This window comes from Bacillus sp. DHT2 (genome assembly GCF_026241455.1).
Lineage (GTDB): Bacteria > Bacillota > Bacilli > Bacillales > Bacillaceae_G > Bacillus_A > Bacillus_A pseudomycoides.
This window is the reverse complement of the sequence record NZ_JAPHWH010000004.1, coordinates 342,030-359,391: the sequence shown is the minus strand read 5'-3', so window position 1 is coordinate 359,391 and position 17,362 is coordinate 342,030. Positions and strand designations below refer to the sequence as shown.

General features: G+C 35.6%; 10 protein-coding genes, 2 pseudogenes and 1 other annotated feature. Of the genes and pseudogenes, 2 read left to right on the top strand and 10 right to left on the bottom strand.

The genetic code is table 11. From position 1 onward, the window contains the following. Positions 1-25: 25 nt before the first annotated feature. The 3 genes from ORL93_RS13140 to asnA all read right to left on the bottom strand — a co-directional run bounded on the left by ORL93_RS13140 (position 26) and on the right by asnA (position 4,586). Positions 26-916 carry an ABC transporter ATP-binding protein gene (locus ORL93_RS13140; RefSeq protein ID WP_098160425.1) on the bottom strand — a complete coding sequence of 297 codons (891 nt, stop codon included), beginning with the start codon at positions 914-916 and terminating at the stop codon, positions 26-28. 294 nt (positions 917-1,210) lie between these two features. Then, positions 1,211-3,226, bottom strand: a complete 2,016-nt coding sequence (locus tag ORL93_RS13135; protein ID WP_098160424.1) for a class I SAM-dependent methyltransferase — start codon at positions 3,224-3,226, stop codon at positions 1,211-1,213. 376 nt (positions 3,227-3,602) lie between these two features. Continuing rightward, positions 3,603-4,586: an aspartate--ammonia ligase gene (asnA, locus tag ORL93_RS13130; RefSeq protein WP_006094420.1), complete on the bottom strand. Its 984-nt coding sequence runs from the start codon at positions 4,584-4,586 to the stop codon at positions 3,603-3,605. Positions 4,587-4,656: 70 nt separating this feature from the next. Continuing rightward, positions 4,657-4,917, bottom strand: a binding site (T-box leader). A gap of 603 nt (positions 4,918-5,520) precedes the next feature. Between asnA and ORL93_RS13125 the strand changes: the two genes are divergently transcribed. Further along, the gene (locus ORL93_RS13125) at positions 5,521-5,658 is read left to right on the top strand and encodes a DUF3934 family protein (protein WP_003196698.1); all 138 of its coding nucleotides are present in this window, start codon (positions 5,521-5,523) and stop codon (positions 5,656-5,658) included. A 131-nt stretch (positions 5,659-5,789) separates the two neighbouring features. Here the strand turns inward: ORL93_RS13125 and ORL93_RS13120 are convergent, their stop codons facing one another. Continuing rightward, positions 5,790-9,005, bottom strand: coding sequence for a DEAD/DEAH box helicase (locus ORL93_RS13120; RefSeq protein ID WP_098160423.1), 3,216 nt, complete (start codon positions 9,003-9,005; stop codon positions 5,790-5,792). A 160-nt stretch (positions 9,006-9,165) separates the two neighbouring features. Continuing rightward, positions 9,166-10,839: a ribonuclease J gene (locus ORL93_RS13115; RefSeq protein ID WP_265959119.1), complete on the bottom strand. Its 1,674-nt coding sequence runs from the start codon at positions 10,837-10,839 to the stop codon at positions 9,166-9,168. A gap of 108 nt (positions 10,840-10,947) precedes the next feature. Between ORL93_RS13115 and ORL93_RS13110 the strand changes: the two are divergent. Continuing rightward, positions 10,948-11,175 (top strand): annotated as a pseudogene (locus tag ORL93_RS13110) (hypothetical protein); the annotation flags it as partial. 58 nt (positions 11,176-11,233) lie between these two features. Here ORL93_RS13110 and ORL93_RS13105 read toward each other — a convergent pair. The 5 genes and pseudogenes from ORL93_RS13105 to aspA all read right to left on the bottom strand — a co-directional run. Next, positions 11,234-11,695: pseudogene (locus ORL93_RS13105) on the bottom strand (LysE family translocator); the annotation flags it as partial. A 96-nt stretch (positions 11,696-11,791) separates the two neighbouring features. Then, positions 11,792-12,724 (bottom strand): response regulator, encoded by a 933-nt coding sequence (locus tag ORL93_RS13100; protein ID WP_097794177.1) that lies wholly within the window; start codon positions 12,722-12,724, stop codon positions 11,792-11,794. Between the two features lies 1 nt (position 12,725). Further along, a complete protein-coding gene (locus ORL93_RS13095; RefSeq protein WP_006094415.1) occupies positions 12,726-14,039 on the bottom strand; it encodes an ATP-binding protein in 1,314 nt (437 codons plus the stop codon). 73 nt (positions 14,040-14,112) lie between these two features. After that, a complete protein-coding gene (gene malS, locus ORL93_RS13090) occupies positions 14,113-15,846 on the bottom strand; it encodes an oxaloacetate-decarboxylating malate dehydrogenase (RefSeq protein ID WP_095995493.1) in 1,734 nt (577 codons plus the stop codon). 52 nt (positions 15,847-15,898) lie between these two features. Next, on the bottom strand, positions 15,899-17,338 hold the full coding sequence (gene aspA / locus ORL93_RS13085; RefSeq protein ID WP_265959118.1) for an aspartate ammonia-lyase: 1,440 nt from the start codon (positions 17,336-17,338) through the stop codon (positions 15,899-15,901). Positions 17,339-17,362: the final 24 nt, after the last annotated feature.

Genomic DNA, 17,362 nt, shown 5'->3' with positions numbered 1-17,362 from the left:
ATTGTTTTTAATGAAATAAAATAGATTATATACATTGTTCAATTTTATGCCCTCCTTTCAAAGAAACATAATATAAGTAAGCATCCTCAAGAGAGGCTGCGATTATATGTGCTTTAGCACTAGGCGCATTGCTGGAAACGATGCGTGTATGAATTCCATCACTCCGGTGAATCGCGCTGCTTACTATATATTTCTTTTGAACATGATGTAACTCAGAAGCTGGTATAACCCACTCCCATACTTTTCCCTCTACATGCTTTAATAGTTGTTCAGGTCTCATATGAGCTAATACATTTCCTTTTGATAATAAAGCAATATCTGTCGCAATTGATTCAATATCCGTTACAATATGCGTCGATAAAATAACAATTCTATCCGTAGAAAGACTAGATAATAAATTTCTAAATCTAATTCTTTCTTCAGGATCCAATCCTACTGTCGGCTCATCTACAATCAATAATTTCGGGTCATTTAATAAAGCCTGTGCAATTCCAACTCTTTGCCTCATTCCACCAGAGTACCCACCTAATAATCGTTTCCGATCATTCGTTAAGTTCAGCGCTTCAAGCAGTTCATTGATCCGCTTTTTAGAAGAACTCATTGATAAACCTTTCATCGCTGCGATATACTCTAGAAATTCGACCGCGTTCATATTTGGATAGACGCCAAAGTCTTGCGGTAAATATCCGAGCTCTGAACGTAACAACTTCGGTTTCTTTTGAATATTTTCCCCATCCCATATCACGCTACCATCCGTCGGTTGTTCAATTGTTGCTAACATACACATAAGTGTAGACTTCCCCGCACCGTTCGGGCCTAAAAGTCCTAATACTCCTGGTTTTAAATGTAAACTACAATCATTCAATGCTATTTTCTCACCATATTTTTTTGTTACGTGGTCAATTATTAATTCCATCACGTTACCTCCTCACTTTATGAAACAAGTGTAAATTTTTATCACTTACGTTTTCTTATTTTCATTGTAGGTGGTGAAAGTAAAATCTAAGTAAAATCTAGGAAAAATTAGTTTAAAATATAAAACTAGTAAACATAATTTCTAAAGCTCAATTTATACATGCTCATAAAAAAAGATTCCGAAACAGATTATATGTAAATCCGTTTCAGAATCTTTTCTGGAACGAGGCAGCGAAATCGAATTTTGCTAGCCCCATCTTCTATCTTTTAAGTAAAAAACATGATTCCGTCTCTTTTATCTTTTCTCAAACACAATCAAACATGTACTATTCGGCAATGCTATTTGTTCACCATGTTCACCATACAATGTAACCTTTTGCGATAAATGTTCTATATAACCTTCTAGAAGGTACTGCTTGGCCTCAATTACTTTTACATTCTCTGAGCCTACAACACTCTCTACAAAATCAATATATTCTTGAAGTGTGAATACACCAAATTGTTCTTGCACCTCATGTGGATACGCTTCTTCTCCCCACGTATACGTATATAAAAATTCCATTGCATCATTAACTGGCATTCTTACTCGATCCACATCTAATATATTCATCTTAATTTGTCGCCCTTGAAAATCACGTTGATAATTTTTTAAGAAAGGCATAGCGGTTTCATCATGAAAATGTAATTCACACCATTCTTTACTTTCTGTCTTTACTCCATCACGAATAATCCAACGTCCTCCAGAAGTCAATACTCGAAATACACTTCTCACTAGACGTTCCATTGTCGCAACATTAAATTTCTTACCATCTGTTTCTCCGTAAGAAAAAATCTCATGATTTACTGAACCACAATGAACTGTAGAAATACTTTCCGGATGGAATGTATCTGCAAGATGTAAAGCATCGCCTAGTGTAACTTCCCAGTTGTAGCCTTTTTCGTATTTATCACTTGTTAACTTCTCAATTACATTTCGTGATAAATCTATTCCAATAACCGATTTATTCGGATAAATCTCTTTAAATTTATTCATCATTACGCCCCCACCGGGACCAATTTCTACTATTGTATCTCCTACTACATATGGAAGAACCACAACTTTATCATCTACACTTCCATTCATATGCGAAAGATATTCTTCCTCATTTTCCAATCGATCAAACACATCCCGGCGTAAGCCAAATATTTCACATAACATCATGACAGCTTGTTCATAATGAGCATTATTTTCTTTTTTACAGGCTAAACAAAATTCGATGAGTGTTTTTCCAACCTCACTTGTTCCAAAACCAATTGTTAATACGTTTTCAGTTTCCTTTAATTCAGGATACATTTCTGATTGAGGAATTCGACTCATATTTAGCAATTCTACTATTGATACACTTCGCAATACTTTTTCAATTGCTCGTTTCGTATAAATATTTAAGTATTTATCTCCCTCTCTCTCATAATACAATGCGTCCATAAGAGGCTGGAAACTGATATGATCTATATTCTTCTGAGTAATATGTTGGTAGGCTAATGCAAATACTTTCACGAATTCTTCAAAACTAAAATGAGTTAATGCTGCTTCTACATACCAAAGGTCATAATCAAATAAAACTGTAAACATTTCTTCTAACCTATCATTCATAATTGAATCATACTCTTGAACAAAATATGTATCGTTAGGTGAAGCATTCGTACGTAACCGCCGAATTCGCTGCTTTACACTATATTCAATCAGTTCTCCGCAAAGTATTTGTTCAATACGTTCATATACCTCTTCCTTCACTCTTATCCATAACTTATCAGATACCCCGGTAATAATACATTCATTTAAAACACGAAGCACTTCACGCAGTTCATCTTTTTGAATCACACCTCGCTGCCATAATCTTACCAGTTCATCATGAGAAGTCATGGATACTTCTCCTCGTAATACTTGCCCTATTAATCCATGCGTACGAATAAGTGTAAACGTTACATCATCATATGGAAAATAGCGTCTATAAATATAAGCTGAATCTTCGTTATGTGCTAAAAACGATACCCCTAAATCCTTCCACTTCTTGCGCTGCGTTACAGAACCACACTTCGATACTTCACTCCAGCATAATACAGTTTCTACACGAGCACGAATACCGTATGAAGCATTCATTTTTTCTAAATGCCTTAGCGTCCGTTCCACATACTCTAATATACTTCGGTAATTCCTTTCTACACTCACCACTCCATATTCTTCCAACAAAAATCCTAACCATATATTCGCTTCTTTCGTATACATGTTTCCATTTCGTACTTCTTCTATTGCATGTAAACTATGTAACATACTTTTCTCCCCCTTTTGGTTATCCAATAAACATTCTGTCAGAGACATATATAAATTAAATGCGTAACCTGTATCCTAATAGCCGAACTACTACATACATGTTATTTCAAATTCCAGTCTATCATACAATTAGTTGTTATTTTTTTGATAATGTACAGCATTCCAATTTACGAAACATAAAAAACATCCAAAAATATCATGTGTCTCTTTTTTCTGCTTTATATACCACAGAAAAAGATATCTCTTGATATTTCGGATGTTTTTTGAAGAGTTTCATACCTCAAAACTAATGAAAAGATAGAGCTAATTTAAATCATGTTTGGTAAACTTATGAATCAACAGTCCCCGTTCAAAAAATAATTCGATGCATTCTTTATTAAAACAAGTGAATGTTTTCCTTCTTACACGCTTCACGCATTTCATCAGGCCATACAGAAGTTTGAACCTCACCGATATGCGCTTTACGTAAGAAGTACATGCACATTCTTGATTGTCCAATGCCACCACCAATTGTAAGCGGGAGCACGTCTTCTAAAATTCCTTTATGGAAATCGTAATCACGTTTGAAATCTTCGCCTTTCTTCGTTAACTGTTCATCAAGTGATTTACTATCAACGCGAATTCCCATTGATGATAATTCAAATGAAGATTGCAGTACTGGATGCCAGAATAAAATATCTCCGTTTAATTTCCAATCGTCATAGTCAGATGCGCGTCCATCATGCTTTTCACCAGAGCGAAGTGCATCGCCAATTCCGATAATAAAGACTGCACCATGCTCTTTCGCAATCGCGTGCTCACGATCTTTCGGCGTTAACTCTGGATATTTATCTTCTAATTCTTGAGATGTGATAAATACGATATCTTCCGGTAAATACTTCCCGAGGAACGGATATTTTTCAAACAAATGATCTTCTAAATCTTTGAATATTCCATAAATTGTACGTACTGTTTCTTGTAAGTAATCCACTGTACGCCATTCTTTTCGAACAATTTTCTCCCAATCCCATTGGTCAACGTAAATGGAATGCGTTGCATCAAGTTCCTCATCACGGCGAATCGCGTTCATGTTTGTATATAAACCTTCACCAGCTTCGTAACCATATTCATGTAGTGCAAATCGTTTCCATTTCGCTAGTGAATGAACAATTTCTAATTCTTCTCCTGAGTGAAGCATATCAAATTCAATTGGACGTTCTACACCGTTTAGGTGATCGTTTAAACCTGATTTTTTCGTTACGAATAATGGTGCAGATACGCGGAATAGTCCAAGACGTTTTGCTAATTGATCCTCAAAAAATGTTTTAACTTCCTTAATTGCGATTTGTGTCTCTCTTACTGTCATTAATGATTGATACATGTTGGTTTCCTCCTAAAATGTTTGGATGTAGTGGAAAGAAGCCAACAAAAAAAGCCCTTCTTTCCCAAAAAACTGGGACGAAAGGCTTTGGTTCCGCGGTACCACCCAAATTAGCAACAGAGGTTGCTCACTTATTCAGTACGGAGATTAGAGAAATCTCGATACTGTTCTTCTTGTAACGGCGAAGTTTCCGGCTAAGTCTACTTTCCTCTAAAGGATTTCGGTTAGCGACTCCAGGAGGTTCTTCATAACAGGCTTCGTATCAGGCTCACACCACCCCTGACTCGCTTTGACTACATCCTACTACTACTCGTCCTTTCATAGTCGTTTTGTTGTCACATCTCTGAAACATTTTATTAATGATTATTCTATACAAAAAAACAAGAAAGTCAACAAAAAGTTTGAAAATATTTTTCAATTCTTTATTTTACGGCTTTATTGATTGTTGTAAATAAAACATCTTTATAAAGTAAAACTTTAATTAGCGGTGGGGGCTTCATCCCCCACCTATCTCCTTTGCTTTTGCTGAATTTTGAGGTGTGAATCTTACCGTTCACGAATAGCGGGATAAAATTTATCGCTTCTTTTGTGGCTTCAATCCAAAAAATAATTTACTCAACGTAACCATCATGTATATGACAAGTAGTGTAATTGTCCGAAAAACAGAATCCATTGTATTTCTCATAAATTTCATTTTCTTTATAATTTTTATCATATGTAATAACATTCTACAATTCGAATAAATCTATACAAATTTCGATAATGATTTCATAATGCATCAAATTACTTCCCATTTTATGATATACTAGAGCATTCAGTTGTTTGTTCTGATCAGCAACTGTTAGGAACAAACATAGTCATGGATCGAGATTATATTTCAAAGACATTGACTACTATCAAAGTAGATTTTCTATAATAATAACGGAGTGATTATATGAGTAAAACGAAAGCTAAAGCTAAGAAGGGGACAGGTCAAGGAACAGGAAGTAAAGGCTGGAACCGCTGGCAATCTAGCGCTAAGAAAAAGAAAAATGCGAAACCTTATAAAAGTAAAGGTACAAAAAATAGTTAACAAAAATATATGATCCACTTACTTTGCTCGAAAAAGAATGTAATTATTACGTTCATAATGAAAAAAGCTATTCTTTGGCATTTACGAAAGAATAGCTTTTATTTCCTTAAAACCCTCTAATATTTACGATGTTAAATCATAAGAATCTCTCTAATTTCTTCCTCCGTAATCGAAGATAGCTTCTCCTGACCTGGCTCAATCACTTCTGCAATTAAATTCTTCTTGCTCTCTTGCAACTCATTCATTTTTTCTTCAATCGTGCCATGCGCTACTAATTTGATCACTTGTACAGTATTCTTTTGTCCCATTCGATAAGCACGGTCTGCCGCTTGCTGTTCGACTGCAGGATTCCACCATAAATCGTACAATATAACGGTATCCGCTCCTGTTAAATTGAGACCAGTACCACCAGCCCTTAAAGAAATAAGGAACAAATCCCCCTCTCCTTCGTTAAACCGATTGCATAACTCTACACGTTCAAACGCCGGAGTATTCCCATCTAAATAAAAATACGGGACAGCTTGACGGTTTAACTCCCGTCCAATGATGGAAAGCATCTTCGTGAATTGTGAAAATATAAGAATTCTCTTCCCTGTACTTCTGCACTCCTCCACAATTTCTAGAAGCTGTTCAAATTTAGCTGAACTCCCCCTATAGTCATCGACAAACAAACCTGGGTGGCAACAAATCTGCCGAAGTCTCGTCAAACCAGCCAAAATTCTAATTTTGTTTTTACGCAATGTATCTTTGTTTAAATGCTTTAATGTTTCTTCTCTCAACTTTGCTAAATAAGCTGCATAAAGCTTTTTTTGATCTGGTAGTAGTTCAGATGATTGTAAGTGCTCTATTTTCTCTGGTAATTCTTTCAAGACTTCTTCTTTTAAACGACGTAACACGAACGGCTTCACCCGTTTTGCAATGTTTTCACGCCTCAAGTCTCCAAACTCTTTTCTTCCTGGAAGCAATTCCGGGAATACTACATAGAAAATAGACCAAAGTTCCTCTAATGAATTCTCTACAGGAGTTCCAGTCAGTGCAAAACGATACTCTGCTTGAATCGCTTTCACTGCTTTTGCAGTTTGCGTCGTATGATTTTTAAATGCTTGTGCTTCATCAAGAAATAACGTATGGAATGGCTGTGCATATAACTTTACATCTCTTCGTAACAAAGGATACGACGTAATAATAACGTCAAACTTTGTAGCATCTTTTAAAATATTTCGGCGTTCTGTTTGATTTCCATCCACAATAATAGCTCGAATATCTGGAGCAAATTTCTTTAATTCACTTAGCCAGTTATAAACTAAAGAAGACGGCGATACGACTAATACAGGTAGCTTCTTCTCTCGAATTTCAGGCAAAATAGAAGCGATAAAAGTAATGCTTTGCAGCGTTTTACCAAGTCCCATATCATCTGCTAATATGCCACCAAAACGATAATATGCGAGTGTCTTCATCCATTCAAATCCATATTTTTGATATTCCCTAAGGACTGTAGCTAAGCTATCTGGTACAGTAAACTTTAGATTTTTAGGGCTTTGAATGTTTTCTACCAACTCTTGAACAGATTGATCTACACTCAAAACATTTCCTTCTTGAAGTGAACTCATCCATTTTACACTGCGCACGAGCGGTACATTCACTTCTTCTCCTTTTAGAATTTCTTTGCGAATACCCGATTCCTTTATAAACTGGTTAATCTCATTAAACTCCTCGCTCTCTAGGGATAGCAAGGAACCGTTCGCTAATCGATAATATTTACGTTTCTCCTCAAGTGCTGCTAATACACCTTTAATCTCAGCTTCCGGAATTCCTTTTATATCAAAACTGAATGATAACCAATCCATTCGCTCTTTCCGCCTTACCCTTATGAGAGGTGCACTGTTTCCTCTATGAATGCGCAACTTAATAGCTGTAGTCGCATAAATCTCCAGTAAACCTTTCAATTTCGGAACAACGTGATATAAAAAATTATATTCCGCTTCCTCATTATGCATAAAATAACCGCCTTCTGTTTTCGCGAAGGCACTCTCATTCATAATTTCTAAAATTTCTTGTTCTTTTTTCTCCTCCCGATTGAAAACTGAAGGTTGTCCATCCTCTTCTAACGGATTGATAACAACATTTCCATATTGGAATTCTAGTCCTGCCAGTAACCGATCCTTGACTCGATCTAAAAACAATTTGGCTTTGAGAGGTGTTTTTTCAATACGTTCCGATACAACCTCATCAATCCGAACGTTACCAAGCTTCATTAAACCTGGTACTACTTTCGCTACGAAATGTTCCATTTTCTCAATTGAAATATGAAATTGATTACTTCTAGAACGATTCATGATTCTCTTTAATTCAATAAGCCGATTACAATCCTCCACGTTTAAACGATATAGCTTCCCTCCAAAAAGAGCATAACTATATGTATCCATTACTTGAACTTGTTGTAACCCACTAATCTCAAGTATATATCCCCCATTTACACCTTTATTGAACTCAAAATTTATAGGTAATAATCCTTTTGAGACATGTACACCATGAAATGATTTTCCATCATGCTCAACCGTTACAAATGAAGTAGCGGAAAGCAGTGAAAGCATATAATCCCAGGACGCAGGTGGAATTAAAATCATACTTTCATCTTGTTCAGCGTTTATTTGCAACGATTCTACATACATTTTTTCATTTCGGTAAATTTGAATCAGTTGTTGAATAACAGCATCCGTTTCTGGCTGAAAACTATAAGCATCTGACGTGTAAGTAAAATTATTTGAACATATGAAAGGCTCTCTTTGTTCCACTCTATTAAGAAACTCTCTAAGCTTATATACAGTGTATAACTTCTCTAACTTTACCTGAATACCAAACAGCGCCCCCCCGTTTTTAGAAGATACTGGAATACAAAAGAATTCCACATCAAGTATTTTTCGTGTATCAAATCGGTGTTGCTTACTTTTAGGTCGCAGTGGCTTTTCATCAAATAAATCCAACATACCACTCGCTAGTTGAGCATCTTTAGAGTTCATGGGATCTTTTTTTGAATTAACTTCTAACGATTGTCCACTTCGTTGAAAATTATTTATATATAGTAATACAGCTGCAATATGTTGACAATATGTATGAAAAGAAGCAAGTGAAGGACAACTGCATTCCCCAACAATATCACCATTATGAGCGGTTTCTATCTTGACATAGAAATCTCCGTTCCCCTTCACTGTTGCCTCGCAAATATTTCTCTGAGTATCGTAATTAGTAATATCAACCTTGTCTGTCTTATAATAGGCCTCACCCTTTTTATATGAGGTTTCTCCACATAATCGTTTAATTATTGTTTTATTTAATGTAAAGCTCATTATTTTGACCCTTCCCTAAAAATAAAAAATTTATCTTTCTTAACGTTATATAAAAAAAACATTAGAATACAAACATTTCTAATGTTTTTTATCTACTCTTATACAACATTTTACATGTATACACAGTAATATCAAACAGCAATTACTTAAAACAGTCCGTTTAAACTTCAATTATTATAGGAAGAATCATTGGTTTTCTTTTTGTATGTGAGTATACAAACTGTCCAAGTACTTCTTTTATTTCTTTCTTAAGAACATTCCATTGACTAACATTTTCTTTTTGTAAATTGTTAATGGTTGTTACAATCAATTGGTTAATCCTCTGCAAAAAGTCTTCCGAATCACGAACATATACAAATCCACGAGAAATCATATCCGGACCAGAAATAATTTTCCCTTCTGTTTTACTAAGTGTGATAACTATAACAAGCATACCATCTTCAGAAAGCTGTTTACGATCGCGTAAGATTGCGTTTCCAACATCTCCAATACCCAATCCATCTACGTATATATTTCCTGCAGGTATTCGTCTGGATTTCCAAGCGACTTGATTCTTTATATCAACAACATCACCATTACTAATAACATAAATATTCTCTTTCTTAACACCAACGGACTCTGCTAATAGACTATGATGATGTAACATTCTAAATTCACCATGAATAGGAATGAAATATTTAGGTTTCATTAAAGTAAGCATTAATTTTAATTCTTCTTGATAGGCATGTCCAGAAACATGCATTCCCGTTGAACTGCCCGATCCATAAATAACATTGGCTCCCAATAAAAATAAATTATCTATAATACGTGAAACATTACGTTCATTTCCTGGGATAGGAGTTGCGGCTAAAATGACAGTATCTTCAGATAGGATATCTACCTGTCGATAGTTTCCACTGGCTAAACGGGATAAAGCAGCCATAGGTTCACCTTGACTTCCAGTACAAAGAATAGCTACCCTTTCTGGGTCCATTTGATTGATCTCATTTGCTTCTATTAACATTCCCTCAGGAATATTCAAATAACCTTGTTCTAAAGCAACAGACACTACATTAACCATACTCCTCCCAAGCAAAGCAAGCTTTCTATTCGTTTTTATAGCCGCATCTACCACTTGCTGTACGCGATTAACATTAGAAGCAAATGTAGAAACAATGACTTTTCTACGAGCTTTGATGAACGCTTCTTCAATGCGCTCACCTACAGATCGTTCTGATGGAGTAAATCCAGGGCGTTCTGCATTCGTACTTTCCGAGAGCAGAGCTAAAACGCCACCACTTCCGATTTTAGCCATTTTATGAATATCTGGGTATTGATTATTTACAGGAGTCAAATCAAATTTGAAGTCGCCTGTATGTACTACAGTACCTTCTGGTGTATAAAAAGCAATACCAAGGCAGTCAGGAATACTGTGATTCGTTTTAAAAAACGTCAAGCTTATTGAACCAAATTCAATAACCGATTCAGAATCAATAACAAATAATTGCGTTAAATTTTGAAGCCCATGTTCTTTTAATTTAATTCCAATTAAACCGATTGTTAATTTTGTTGCATAAATTGGTACATTCAATTGTTTTAATAGATACGGGATACCGCCAATATGATCTTCGTGTCCATGTGTAACAACTAAACCGCGAATTTTATCCTTATTTTCTTGCAAGTATGTAGTATCCGGGATAATCAGATCAATTCCTAATAAACTTTCATCTGGAAACTTAGAACCGCAATCAATTACCACAATATCATTTGAATATTGTATGGCATACATATTTTTCCCTATTTCATTTACTCCACCTAAAGCAAAAATGGATAGTGCATTTTCTACTGTGCTCAAAGTTAATCCCCCTTTGGGAAAACATTCAAATATATTCGAAGAAATATGGAATTCTTTTTTATGATTAACCCATCTAACTAAAGATTATTCTGATTTATAGCCGAATAAATATTTTTTCATATTTACATGAAAAGAATGGTTTTACATGAAGATGAAGATTTACGTCCGTCATCTAACATACATCATCGTGATAAATATGCTATGGAGTTTTCAGATGAATATGTGGATCACTCTAAGATACAAAAAGTGCATTCACCTGGAAAAGTGGAAGATACGAATGATAAAATAAATAATAGAAAAGGTGGCTTTTGCCATTCCAAAAAAGACATACTCTAATTATATTTTTAAAAGGATAGCTAAGGCATAATTATTTTCTTCCTTGGCTATCCTTCTCTTATATGAGATCCCCACCCCCTTTAATTGCTTCATATCCAAACCCAACTAAAACAATTCCCGCAAAAATAGAAATCCATTTCATCATACGGTTATTTACAAATCTTCTTCCAAAATGAATAGAAGTCGCCATAAATAAGTCCCAAATCATAATCCCAACAAATATTGTAATGCTGTACAATAACGCTTGTTCTTTGCCTACTGCACTAATCGCACTTGTTAAGACAGCTCCGTAAATGCCAATCCAAAATATAATATTAAGTGGATTAGAAATTGCAATTAAAAATCCTGAAGCAAATGATTTCATTGGGTGTTCTCTTTCTCCATTCCCTTTACTCTCCACCTGCTTAGAAGCATCTTGTATACTTTCATATCCAAGATATATTAGCGTAAAAAAGCCAAATATCCAAATAATTAACTTCGCACCAGGTGTTGTTAAATAGACAGAAACACCAAAATAAATTTATATTCAATTACACCCTTTTATTACTATTAAATGGATAATATTCAAAATTTTAATCATAGAAAAAAGGACGCTCATTTGTAAGCATCCTCTTTTCTATTCTACCTCCATCAACCTTTTCGCCTCAAAATACAACACTTGAATAAACTTCTTCGTATTAATTCTCGTATGCCCGGAAGTTGCTAGTTCTTCCTTCGTCATTTCTGTCATACGTTTACGAACAATGGTAAAATCAAAAAATTTCGGAGCGTAGCTTTCAAATTTAGGGTTTGAAAAATCAGTTAAACCCAGAGAGGCCAAATGATTTAATGACTGATAAATCGCTCGGCGCACCCTTTGTTCTGAAGCTTTTCTTTCTTTATCAATTTCCGTTTCTGAGGCTGCACCACCTAATTTTTTGACCGTAATATAGTGAAAAATATCTTTCAATGCTGGAAAACCAAATTCAAATGTTTTTTCTTTTTCTTGTCCCAATAAATATTCCAACATACTAAGTAAATCTTTACTTCCATTCTCTCCAGCAATACCAAGTTCTGATAATAAATAGCGACCTGAGTCCATTATCTTCTTCTCTTCTAGCAACGGTTCATTTCGCACCTGCGGTTGTTCCCATTGAAAGACGTTATTCAGTGATTTTTGAATATCTTGTATAGATCGCTCCAGACGAATACGATCCATCACTTTTCGCACAACAGATACAACCTCAATTTTATTTAATGGTTTCGTAATATAATATTCAACACCTAGAGAATACGCTTCTCCAATTAATTGTTTCGACTCAACTTGAGAAATCATAATTATTTTCCCTGTAAACGACGGTGCAATATGACGTACTGTTTCAATGCCATCGCGAATTGGCATTAATAAATCAATAAATAAAATATCTACCTTTTTAAAATTCAACTGATCTACTTCAACAAAAGCACCATCTTCCGCTTCTCCCACTACTTCTCCAAGATCACCATCTTCAATAATTTGTGATAGCATAGAGCGGAATACTTCATCATCATCTACGATATAATAAAACACTCTATTCCCCCTCTCGCGTTAAACTAGACTCTGGTAAACGGACAATAAACTTGCATCCTCTGCCGCTCTCCCTGCATTGCAGATTCACTTCTCCCCCAAGTTCTGTAACCATCTCTTTTATATAAGAAAGACCAATTCCTGTAGATGGTGTACCTGTTTGATCATACTTCGACGTAAAACCTGGTTTAAATACGAGTTTTTTATATTTTGGTGAAATACCGGGACCATCATCTATTACTTCAAACATTATATTTCTTTCTTGTTTATATGTCTTTATTATAATTGTACCAGTGTTCTCAATTGCTTCAACAGCATTTGCAACTAAATTATTTAATATCGACAATACAGTATAAACATGATATTCCTCATGCTCACCTTCTATGTTTTTAGAAAATGTTATCTCTTTCCCTAATAGCTGGGCGTACTTCTCATTTATCCTGACAATCATTTCTGTCAATTCATGACCTTCTATGTATTCAGAAAGATTTTTATCTAATAAAAGCTTTGATAACCCCGCAAAAATTCTTTGATTGTCTTTTTTTATTTCGTGTACTTCCCCAGCAATTTTTAATACTTTTTTACTATGTATTTCTATGCCACCCGCATCATTACTAGCTTGTAAATTTCGATATAATTGATATGCTTCTTGTGTAATTAATTCTGCATTTTGAAGTGTCTTTTTTAAATGAACAGATTCCACATATAAGTTAGAAAGATGCATTAACATTTTTTCATTTTCTTTCCGGACTTGTGCTTCCTTTAATTTCGTTTCATATAGACTCATCATATTTAAGAAACCAAGGGCAAAGAAGCTTCGAAAAACAGCGATAATAATCAATTTATTTATTTCAGAAATCGTAATTGTTGTACCAAGCACTAAAACATGATAAAAAGTAAGTTCTGACATACTTGCTATAATCTCAATTGTAATCCCAAGGCACCCTATTATAAATGGTTTCTGATGAAATTTATTCACTCTACATAATGAAAAAAGACTTCCATACACAAAATAATAAAAGAACACTGGATAACGCAAATAAAAAGAATCAGTTATATGAAAAGACCCTTGTAGCATCCAATCAAGACAAATCCGAACTCCTACCACCGATAACCCGACGAATACACCGGCTACTGCCGCTGGTATTTTACGTAAAAATAACAATAAAAAGAAAAAGATTGGCGTCCCAAAACTTACACGAAAGGTATCATTAAACGGATGAAAATTTAATTCTCCGGCAATTGGAACAATTAATATCAAAATAATTAAAAGGGACATATCTTTCTTCCACAATTGATTCCAATTCAAAGATGCCACTTCCTATTTATGAAATATATTTTTCAAAAATTGAACAAGGAAAGCCCGCTTATAATATAAACGGGCTTTATTTCTATATTGTTACCTGTTTAGCTGCTTTTACTTGGCGATATTCAGGTTGCCACATTGCCTCTTTAACAGCTTTTCTGATATCGTTATCACTGAATTCCTCACGAGTAACCCCTTCAGCAACCGCTGCTTTAGCTACTTCAATTGCTACTATCTCTGAGATGTTACGTAGTTCTTCTACCTCCGGAAGAATAGGTGCTCCTGGTTGACTTGTATCTACCATGCTTGCCACTGCTTCTGCTGCTGCTGCAAACATACCATCTGTCATTACACTCGCACGAACAACAATTGTTCCAAGACCAAGCCCTGGGAAGATAAGCGCATTATTTGATTGTCCGATTACATACGTAACACCATCATATGTAACTGGCTCAAATGGGCTTCCAGTTGCCACAAGTGCCCGTCCTTCTGTCCAATGTATTAAATCTACCGGTTTTGCTTCTGCAAGCGGTGTTGGATTCGACATTGGTAAAATAATTGGTCGTTCTACATGAGAAGCCATTTCTTTTACAATTTCTTCTGTAAATGCACCAGCTACTGTTGATGTACCAATTAAAATTGTTGGTTGTACATGTTTCACAACTTCTGCAAGCCCAACCGTTTCACTTTGCTTCCATTCGTTCACTTCAGATTCCATACGTGTATATGGGAGTTGGAAATCAAGAAGACCTTCCATATTATCTGTAAGTAAACCATTACGGTCAATACACCAGAAGCGCTCGTTTGCTTCTTTCTCTGATAGCCCAGCACGAACCATCGCATCTCGCACTTGATCAGCGATTCCAATTCCAGCTGTACCAGCTCCAAAGACAACAACTCGGTGTTCACAAAGTGGGACACCTGAAGTTTTCACTGCTGATAATACAGCTGCAAGTGAAACTGCACCAGTTCCTTGAATATCATCATTAAATGTACATACATGATCACGATATTTGTCTAAAATTTTACGTGCATTGCGTGAGCTAAAGTCTTCCCAGTGCAACAATGCTTTTGGAAACTTGTTACATACAGCTTTTACAAATGTATCGATAAATGTATCATAGGCCTCGCCAGTTATACGAGGATGACGGTTTCCAATATAAAACGGATTACTTAAAAGATCCTCACGGTTCGTACCAACATCTAAAATAACAGGTAATACACGACTAGGATCGATTCCAACTGCTGCTGTATAAACTGCTAACTTCCCAATAGCAATATTAATACCACCAACACCCCAGTCACCAATTCCTAATATTCCTTCACCATCTGTTACAACAACTAAATCAATATTTTCAGCTGTTGCACCAATGTTAGAAAACGCTTCTTCTATGCCAGAAGGATCATTTATGGATAAATACACTCCACGTGGTTTACGATACTCATGACTATATCTTTGAATGGCTACACCAACAGTTGGCGTGTACACAATTGGAAGCATCTCACGTAAATGATCTGTAAGTAAACGATAAAATAACACTTCATTACGATCATGGAGTGCTGTTAAATATACGTTTTTTAATAAATCGTCTGGCTGTGAACAAAACTGTTCATACGCACGGCGTGCTTGTTCATCCAATGTTAATACCGCAGGTGGTAATAACCCTTTTAGCCCTAGTTCTTCTCTTTCTTCTTCTGTAAAAGCAACCCCTTTATTTAAAAGTGGTGTAGCTAATACTTCTACTCCTCTTAATGTCGTTTCTAATACACCATTAGAGGTAACTGTAAATTTACTCATACCATCCCTACCTTTATTTATATATGCCATTTCTATATTGTAAACAAAAAAGAGGGGAATGTCCCCTCCTCTTTTAATTTTTCTTTAAAAGAGTTGCTCCCGCAATCCCCGGATGTGTCATTTCATATGGATCTAAAATTAAATCTAACTCTTCTTGTGACAGCACACCATTTTTTAAGCAAAGCTCCCTAACAGATTGCCCTGTCGCAATTGCTTCTTTAGCAACGCGAGCCGCTGCTTCATAACCAATATGTGGATTCACTGCCGTAATAATTCCTACACTTTTCTCAACATATTCTTTCAAGTGTCCTTCATTTGCTTCAATTCCTTTTAGACAATTATCTGTAAAGGCACGGAAACCGTTATTCATAATACTAATCGATTGAAGTAAGTTGAAAACAAGTACTGGCTCCATAACGTTTAGCTCTAATTGACCCGCCTCTGACGCAAGACAAATCGTATGATCATTACCGATTACTTGGAACGCGATTTGATTAATCACTTCTGGCATAACAGGGTTTACTTTCCCTGGCATAATAGATGAACCTGGTTGACGAGCTGGAAGCATAATTTCTGCAAGTCCAACACGTGGACCAGATGCCATTAAGCGTAAATCATTCGCGATTTTGGACATGTTCATCATACATACTTTCAGTGCAGCTGATACTTCCGTATATGCATCTGTATTTTGCGTTGCATCTACTAAATCTTCCGCTCCAACAAGAGGTAGTTCACTAATTGAAGCTAAATGTTTTACCACCGCTTCAATATACTCAGGATCCGCATTTAATCCTGTACCAACTGCTGTTGCTCCCATATTTACTTCATATAAATGTTGACGGGATTGCTGAATTCGTTTCATATCACGTCCAATTACACGAGCATATGCTTTAAATTCTTGTCCAAGACGAATTGGTACAGCATCTTGTAAATGTGTGCGCCCCATTTTAATCACATGGTCAAATTGCTCTGCTTTTAATTCGAATACATCATGCATATAGCCCATTGTTTGTAGTAACACTTCTAGTGCATTTAATGTCGCAATATGAATTGCTGTTGGGAATGCATCATTTGTTGATTGTGCCATATTCACGTGGCTATTTGGACTAATATAATGATAGTCTCCCTTTTCCATTTCTAATAATTCAAGGGCACGATTGGCAATGACTTCATTCGCATTCATATTCATAGAAGTTCCTGCTCCGCCTTGAATCGGATCCACGATAAAATGATCATGCCATTTCCCTTCAAGAATCTCTTGTGCTGCTTCGGCAATTGCGCCACCTTTTTTCAGTTCCAATCTTCCTACATCAGTGTTCGCCAGTGCGGCTGCTTTTTTTACAATTGCCAAAGCTTTAATTAAACCTTCATGGATTTTATACCCTGTAATTGGAAAGTTTTCTACAGCACGCATCGTTTGAACTCCATAATAAGCATGCGTTGGCACTTCTTTTTCACCTAAAAAATCTTTTTCAATTCGTACATTTTTTGTAGTTCCAGTTAATGTTGCCATTATTACTCACTCCTCATCTATTTC